Source organism: Photobacterium sp. OFAV2-7, assembly GCF_022347985.1.
GTDB lineage: Bacteria > Pseudomonadota > Gammaproteobacteria > Enterobacterales > Vibrionaceae > Photobacterium.
Map to the genome: position 1 here is coordinate 1 of NZ_JAKRFQ010000152.1, position 7,643 is coordinate 7,643.

The following is a 7,643-nucleotide window of genomic DNA, read 5'->3' on the forward strand; positions in this document are numbered from 1 at the left end:
TCGGAGCCTTTTTTGCTGACGGTAACCCGTCCTAAATAAGCGCGGAAACTAGAATACCTCTCCCAGCTCCACATCGTGCTGGACAATAATGTGCTCAGCGCCACCGAGCAAAAAGATCACCGCAATATCGACCCGGCTGCCCGGTGCCCATTCAGGCCCCTCACGCAATACCACTTCCAGCGTCAGTTCGCCCTCGGCACGTATCTCAAGGTTATCTTTCACCAGCCACTGCTTGCCCTCACTCTCGAGCAGCACCTGGAAGATATCGATTCCCTTGGGCAAGGTCTTCATATCACTTGTCTGCAGCTTCACAGACGCATGTAACCGGTTGGACGGCTTGGTACCGTCATCACCGATAAGCGGCATGCTGTTCAACCACAAGTCACTGCTAAGACTTACCGTGGTATCCTCGAAGGTCAGCTCCGTAGGCGACTGCCAGATATCGGTCGCCAACGGGACCTTGCCCGGTTCGGAATCCGGCTCTACTTCTTGCTCAGTCTCAACAGACTCAGCAGTCTCAGCCTCAGGGGCATCCCCTTCAGTGACCGGAACCTGCACCTCGGTATCAGGCTGCGTAGCCTCATCGGTTTTATCGGGCTCTGAACAGGCAGCCAGCAGTAGACTGCCTACGACCAACGGAACGTATTTCAGCTTCATCATGATTTCTCCTGACTTGCCAGCCAGCCTTTAAGCACATTCAGATCGTTCTGGTAACCGTCCTTGATTTCATCGACCCAGTCATTGATGTTCTCCCACCAGGCCGGCAACTCTGGCGACTGTGCTTTCTGGGCAACTTGCTGGATATGTTTCAACCCAATCGACCCTGCCGCTCCTTTAATTTTGTGAGCCTCAAACTTGATACCGTCCTTGTCCTTGGCGGTCATATTGGAGTCGAGGATCTCAATATACTCCGGCATTTTCGCCTCAAACATCGCAATGCTGTCGTAGACGGGTTTGGTACCAACAATCTCAACATAGGAGCTCAGCATCTCAAGATCCAGTAGCTGATTCACCATATCCTCACTCAAAGCAGTATTTTCCGGCTCCGGTAGCTGATCATCCATGTCCTCATCCTCATCTAGCGGGCAGGTCAGCACCAGACGCTGGATCACATCCGTAATCGCTTTCACGCTAAGCGGTTTGCTCAGCGCATCATCCATGCCCTTCTCCAGGTATTCAGCCTTGTCCTTGATGACATTGGCCGTGAGTGCGACCAAGGCTGGCAGATAGTCATACTTCTCTCGCAGTGTTCGGGCAATATCGAACCCGGACATGTCAGGCAGCTGAATATCAAGCAATACCAAATCATAGGCTTCTGGATCAAACTTCTCCAACGCCTCATCGCCACGCATCGCGATAGTCACCTCATGGCCGAGGCTCTCCAGCAATGCCTTGGCCACTGTAATATTGAGCTCAATATCTTCCACCATAAAGATATTCAGGCTGACCTGGGGAGTAGCAGGCATTACCTCTTCTTCTTCCACTTTCTCGACCAGCGGCACACAGATAGTGACGGTGAAGGTACTGCCTTCGCCCACCTCGGAGGATACCGTGATATCCCCGCCCATCATCTGAACCAGCTGGCGCGATACGGCCAGACCGATACCGGTTCCCACCGCATGCAGGTTATCGCTGCCTTCCTTGACCTGATAGTACATCGCAAAAATCTTATCGAGCTCAGACTCCGGAATACCGATCCCGCTGTCTTCCACCTCGAAGGTGATCTCGGCCTGCTGGTCATGTATCTCACTGCTGACCGACAGAACCACGCCCCCCTCTTTGGTAAACTTGGTCGCATTGCTCACCAGATTCCACAGCACCTGGCGCAAGCGGGTACTATCCACCTCGATACAGCGCGGTAAATCCGTCAGCCGCTCGAGATCAAAGCGCAATCCTTTCTGTTCAGCCATCAAACCGGAAATGTTTTCCATCTCCGAGACAAACTCTTTAAAATCAAGTGGTTTTGGTAGCAGTTCCAGGCGACGGCGATCGGATTTATCCATATCAATAATGTCATTAAAGATATTGCCCAGGGTAATAGCACTGACATGGATAGTGCGCATGTAACCGCGCTGCTCTTTGTTCAGACGCGTTTCCAGTAACATGCGGCTTAGCCCGACAATACCGTTGAGCGGGGTACGCAGCTCATGGCTGATTGTCGAAATAAAGGCCGTCTTATCCCGGCTGGCCTTCTCCTGTGCGTCCTGATACTGCTTACGCTCGGTGATATCACGGCCAAAGCCCATCAGCCCCAGGCGACGACCATCACGGCTGTAGAAAGGTACTTTCCGCAACTCGAAAATAGCCTTGCGGCCATCCGGGTATTCCAGCCATTGTTCATAGGTCAGCGAGACACTCTGGTTAAAGACCTGCTGATCCGTCTCGACAATCTTTCTTGCCACTTCCTCGCTGTAGACATCCCACGGAGTCAGCCCTACCAGCTGCTTCTCTGTTCTGTCCGTCAGCTCTTCCATGGCTCGGTTACAGCCGGAAAACTGGCCTTTTTCATTGCGGTAGTAAATCAGATCCGGAGACGCATCGAGAAAGGATTTCAGCAGCGCACTCTGCTCAGCCAGCTCGAGCTGGGCGTTCTCCCGTTGGTAGACTTCATTTTCCAGATCCTGCATCGCCACCTGACGGGCTTCCTCGGCTTTCTCCCGCTCTTCAATCTCGAGGTTCAACTGAGAGATGTTATCCTGCAGCTGCTTGTTGAGTTGCATATCCCGCGAACGCATTTCCTCCAGCTTGGTCACCAGCTTGGACAAACGCTGGCGTGAGTCTTCCAGCTGATCAACGACAACCGACAAAAAGTACACTGCCCACGGCGTGATAAGCAGGCCAAAAAAGACCGAGCGTACAATATCAATATCATGCACCTCGCCCTGCAAAACCAGGGTGACGCCTACCTGTACGACAACGGCCAGGGCCACCAGGGCCAGCGCCAGCAACAAACTGAACCGTACGATGCCGAGCTTAACCAACAAGTCGACATAGAACTGGGCCAGTACTTTGATTTGTTTCATTATTCATTCCTACCAATGAAAGGCTGCAACCATGATAATCGTCCCGGCGGCAGAACCAAAGGATTCGCCCCACAGATATACAACAAAGCCTGCCGGAGCAGGCTTGGTTTTCAGCTGTTCTACCGCATTTAACAATCGCTGTCAGACATCGACATCGTACAATTGCGCCCGGCAGCCTTGGCCTTATACAAGGCAACATCTGCCATTTCGACCAAATCACCGTAATCCTGGGTGGGAAGCGGGATGATTGTCGCCACCCCCAGGCTGACGGTCAGCTTGGTATCAACATCAGAATACAGGTGAGTGATCTCCTTTTCCGCCATACGCTGGTGAACTTTCTCGGCTACCACCTCGCCGCCTTTAATATCAGTGTTGGGCAACAAGAAGGCAAACTCTTCACCGCCATACCGAGCAACTTCATCCGTCTCGCGCTTGACAACCGAACGGAAGACTTTCGCTACTTCACGCAAGGCACAGTCCCCTTGCTGGTGGCCATAGTTGTCATTAAACGCCTTAAAGTTATCAATATCGCAAAGGATAAGCGTCAGCGGTTTCTGCTCCCGGATATGGCTGTGCCAGAGCTTTCGTAACTGCTCGTCAAAGCTTCGGCGGTTGGCAACCTTGGTCAGGCTGTCGACAAAGCTCATCTCCTGCAATTCCATAATCGCATCAGCCAGTTGCTGCTCAGCCATCTTACGTTCCGTTACATCACGGGCCATCATCAGCACGCCAGCCGTACCGTCCGTCGGATCGCGATAGGGCGACTTCACCACTTCATACCAGACAGGGGTACCATCTTCCAAAATGACATAATCATCCATTTTCAAAGCGACGCCGTCCCGGATCACCTGCTGATCGGTTTCCTGAAACAGCTCCCACTTATCCGGCTCGAGCACCTCCGAGGCCGCCTTACCCAGTAACTCCTCCTGCCTGAAGCCCAGCGAGCGGGCAAACGGCTCATTACAACCGACATAAATACCGTGCTCGTTATAAAGGCCGATAGGGTCCGTACTGGCACTCATGATGGTATCCAGCAGCGTATTGCGCTGTGCCAGTGCCTGCTCGGTGATCTCACGCTTCTCGATCTCCAGCTTCAGACTTTCCTGCATCTCGTGCCAGTCTGTCACATCGTGGCTGATACTCAGAGTGCCGATCGCTTCACCGTTATCGCCAATCAGCAAAGTTTTATTGGTTTCCAGCAGGCGGCTGGAGCCATCCGGTGCCGTGGTCCAGGTATGGCTTGAGGTATTTGTCGTATTCACGTTGTCCTCGTCATCCATGACTCCCTCGCTGACCCGTCCACGCCAGAAACGATCAAAGGCCCTGTTGGTGCCGATGATATGACCGGCCTTGTCCTGGAAGTAGACCAGCTCGGATAGCGAATTCAAGACCTGCTGGAAGACCCGTTGCTCTTGCTCGAGCTTGGCTGTCGAGGTCAGTTTCTGAGGTTTGACGATAAACAGCAGCCAGGCCGACTGCCACTTATATCTCACCGGCTGGCCAGACACCATCAGCCTCAGCGTCCGCCCGCGTGCAAGATGTAACTCTTCGCTCACATTGCGAAAGCCACGACGAAAAGGAAAAGGACGCAAAAAGTCGACCATCATCTGGGGGCTAATTTCATCAGGATATAAATAGCGGCCATCAAGTTTGCGGACCCCGAGTAGCTCGCGACAACTTTTATTACCATACAGCAGGGCACCATCTTTGCGCCGGATAATGGCAACAGCTATCGGCATATAGGTCAGAGAGGCATGGAGCTTACGAAAGGAGGAAGAGTCGAGGTGGTGCAAAAGCAATACAATCACCCCTCCCCCGACAATAATGACCATCAACACCAGGGTAAAAACGAGAATAGAGCTATTGAGGCTGTCGACTGTTTCCAGTGCCAACCCAGGAAACGGGGCAAAGAGGCAGGCTATTGCAAAGCAAAGGCGTGTCGGTGCCAGGGGAAGTATCCGGCATAGTTTCCGGAGGAAACTCCCTGTTTTTTTCCGGTTGTACGTCATCGAGGTCCCTTGAATACCAGAAGCCCTTAACTGGCGTTCAGGGCAACTGGCTGAATCTAGAGCAATGGCTGGCAGCATGCTATTAATTGAATATTTACTTATTAGGCTCCTGCTAATCTACCATATTTCTACTTTCGACCAAGATCCTACTTAACAGGCTGATAAATAAATGGCTGGTCCAGGGCACTTCCCTGAGCGCCGGCTTGATCAAGGCAGCGGCCAATTTCCGTCATCGCCAGCCAGCGGTTCTCGCACCAGGTAGGAGCCAGCAAGGTTGGACGTCGGGCGCTGGCTGAAACACGGTGATACACCACTTCCGGCGGTGTCAGGCGGATCATCTCTGCCGCAATATCGCTGTAGTGCTCCAGGCTGATCTCGTCCAGCCTGCCGGCCTTCCAAGCCTGCCCCATCTTGCTTCCCTCGACAATGTGCAACGGGTGCAGCTTGATACCGTCCGTTCCTGCCTCGACAGTACGTACAATCGTGTCCAGGTTGTCTGCCTTGCTGTCACCCGGCAGCCCGACAATCAGGTGGGTGCAGACTTTAATGCCGAGTGCCCTTGCCCGTTTGGCAATATTCTCGTAGCAGGCAAAGTCATGGCCGCGGTTTATCCGCTTCAGCGTCTTGTCATTGGCAGTCTGCAACCCCAGCTCAAGCCAAATCTCGTAGCCCTGCTGGCGGTAGCCGGCCAGTAGCTCAAGCACTGCATCCGGCACGCAGTCAGGCCGGGTACCGACACACAGCCCGACAATATCAGCCGCTTTCAGCGCTTCTTCGTACATTGCCTTGAGGGTCTGCACCTCGGCATACGTGCTGGTATAGGCCTGAAAGTAGGCCAGATAGCGCTTGGCACGATTAACCTCCCCGGCACGCTGGGCAAGCTGTTGCTGGATAGGCAGGTATTGCGCCTGCTCATCGGCAAACGAGGCAACATTGCAGAAGGTGCAACCACCGCGGCCAATCGTGCCATCACGGTTTGGGCAGCTGAAACCGCCGTGCAGGGTGAGTTTGTGTACCTTCTCTCCGTAGCGGCGTTGTAAATCCTGTCCAAACGTATTGACTAGCTCGTGCAACTGCATCATGTCACCTAAGGGGTAAAAGAAAAAAGCAGCGCAGACTAACACCAATTGGTCTGCCAAAGTTTGTGCCAAAGCAATAAACTTCGCTTAATCGCCTCTTCTGTAGCACTCCTACAGCGTGTTGACATAAAACTACAAAACTAAATCCGTGCACTAGGCCATTAGCCATACATTTAAAATGGTTAATGGGCAGAGGATGAACACACTTATTCATAACGAGAACCATTATCGAATAAAAAATCAATAAATGGTTCTATAAATTCATATGACTAGCGATTTTATGCTGAGCGACCGCCAATTTTTGTTGGTAATTAACTAATCAAAATTGTAGGATAGTTACAGCTGTGTGCAATTTATGAACAATAATTGTGACGATTTCACCTCGAAAAATAGTGATTTATGTCACCACCTCTAAGTAGTCGTAGAACTTTTGCAAACCAGAGCAAGGGTGCTACAGAATTTAGTTTGCTAATGATTCGAAACATCATCCCACAGCAAACACGCGTTTCACCGGTTGGACAGGAGTCCATTTTACACCGGTCGCGATGCCAAAAAACAAATTAGGGATAACTCAGGCCTCTGGATTGATGCCTGTTGAAACTGGAAGGAAGTATCTATGACAGATCAAGAGCTTAATGCTCAGGGACTTTACGTGCCTGAATTGGAGCACGATGCCTGCGGTATCGGCTTTGTGGCCCACCTGAAGAACCGCAAATCCCATGAAATTGTAACCCAAGCCCTTGATATGCTTGCTCGGATGGAACACCGTGGCGGCCAGGGTTGCGATCCATGCAGCGGTGACGGTGCCGGTATTCTGCTACAGAAACCCCACGAATTTTTACTGGAAGAAACCGTCAAACAGGGCATTAAACTCCCGTCGTTTGATCAGTACGGTGTTGGTGTCGTACTGTTCCCCAAAGACGAGTACAAGCGTCAGCAATGCCGCGATATTCTGGAACGCAACGCCAAACGCCTGGACCTTGAAGTCATCGGCTACCGTGTACTGCCCGTTGACAACTCGATGATCGGGGACGACCCGCTCAGCACCGAACCACAGTTTGAGCACGTCTTTATTACCGGCGGTGCAAACCTGGATCCAGCCGTTCTCGAGCGTAAGCTGTACGTACTGCGTAACTACACGGTGCGTGTCTGCCTGGAAAGCATCTCCAACATCGGTGATGATTTCTACATCAACTCGCTGTCTTACAAGACACTGGTATACAAAGGCCAGCTAACCACAGAGCAGGTTCCCCAGTACTTCCTGGATCTGCAAAACCCGACCATGGTCACGGCCCTGGCACTGGTACACTCACGCTTTTCGACCAACACCTTCCCGAAATGGCGTCTGGCCCAGCCTTTCCGTTACATTGCCCATAACGGTGAAATCAACACCGTGCGCGGTAACCTGAACTGGATGAAGGCGCGTGAAGCGATCCTTGAATCGGATCTGTTCAGCCAGCAGGAAATCGACATGCTGCTGCCAATTTGTCAGGAAGGAAGCTCGGATTCGTCCAACTTCGATATGGCACTGG

Annotated in this window: 4 protein-coding genes and 1 pseudogene; 1 reads left to right on the top strand and 4 read right to left on the bottom strand. The window is 52.2% G+C overall.

All coding sequences use genetic code 11. The annotated features are described in order from the left end of the window. Nucleotides 1-48 precede the first annotated feature (48 nt). From MHN01_RS10450 to MHN01_RS10465, 4 genes are all read right to left on the bottom strand, one after another. Nucleotides 49-660, bottom strand: a complete 612-nt coding sequence (locus MHN01_RS10450) for a hypothetical protein (RefSeq protein WP_239411300.1) — start codon at nt 658-660, stop codon at nt 49-51. Next, the gene (arcB, locus tag MHN01_RS10455; protein WP_239411301.1) at nt 657-3,023 is read right to left on the bottom strand and encodes an aerobic respiration two-component sensor histidine kinase ArcB; all 2,367 of its coding nucleotides are present in this window, start codon (nt 3,021-3,023) and stop codon (nt 657-659) included. Before arcB ends, MHN01_RS10450 begins: the two co-directional genes overlap by 4 nt. Before the next feature lie 128 nt (nt 3,024-3,151). Further along, a complete protein-coding gene (locus MHN01_RS10460) occupies nt 3,152-5,032 on the bottom strand; it encodes a diguanylate cyclase domain-containing protein (protein ID WP_239411302.1) in 1,881 nt (626 codons plus the stop codon). A gap of 146 nt (nt 5,033-5,178) precedes the next feature. Continuing rightward, nucleotides 5,179-6,111, bottom strand: coding sequence for a TIGR01212 family radical SAM protein (locus tag MHN01_RS10465; protein ID WP_239411303.1), 933 nt, complete (start codon nt 6,109-6,111; stop codon nt 5,179-5,181). A 616-nt stretch (nt 6,112-6,727) separates the two neighbouring features. On the opposite strand from MHN01_RS10465, the pseudogene MHN01_RS10470 reads away from it, so the two are divergent. Beyond that, nucleotides 6,728-7,643, top strand: a pseudogene (locus MHN01_RS10470) (glutamate synthase subunit alpha); the annotation flags it as partial.

What these genes read in the sequence shown, in the direction of transcription:
- MHN01_RS10450 (WP_239411300.1), bottom strand. Translation starts at nt 660, where the DNA reads ATGATGAAGCTGAAATACGTTCCGTTGGTCGTAGGCAGTCTACTGCTG.
- MHN01_RS10465 (WP_239411303.1), bottom strand. Translation starts at nt 6,111, where the DNA reads ATGCAGTTGCACGAGCTAGTCAATACGTTTGGACAGGATTTACAACGC.
- MHN01_RS10460 (WP_239411302.1), bottom strand. Translation starts at nt 5,032, where the DNA reads ATGACGTACAACCGGAAAAAAACAGGGAGTTTCCTCCGGAAACTATGC.
- arcB (WP_239411301.1), bottom strand. Translation starts at nt 3,023, where the DNA reads ATGAAACAAATCAAAGTACTGGCCCAGTTCTATGTCGACTTGTTGGTT.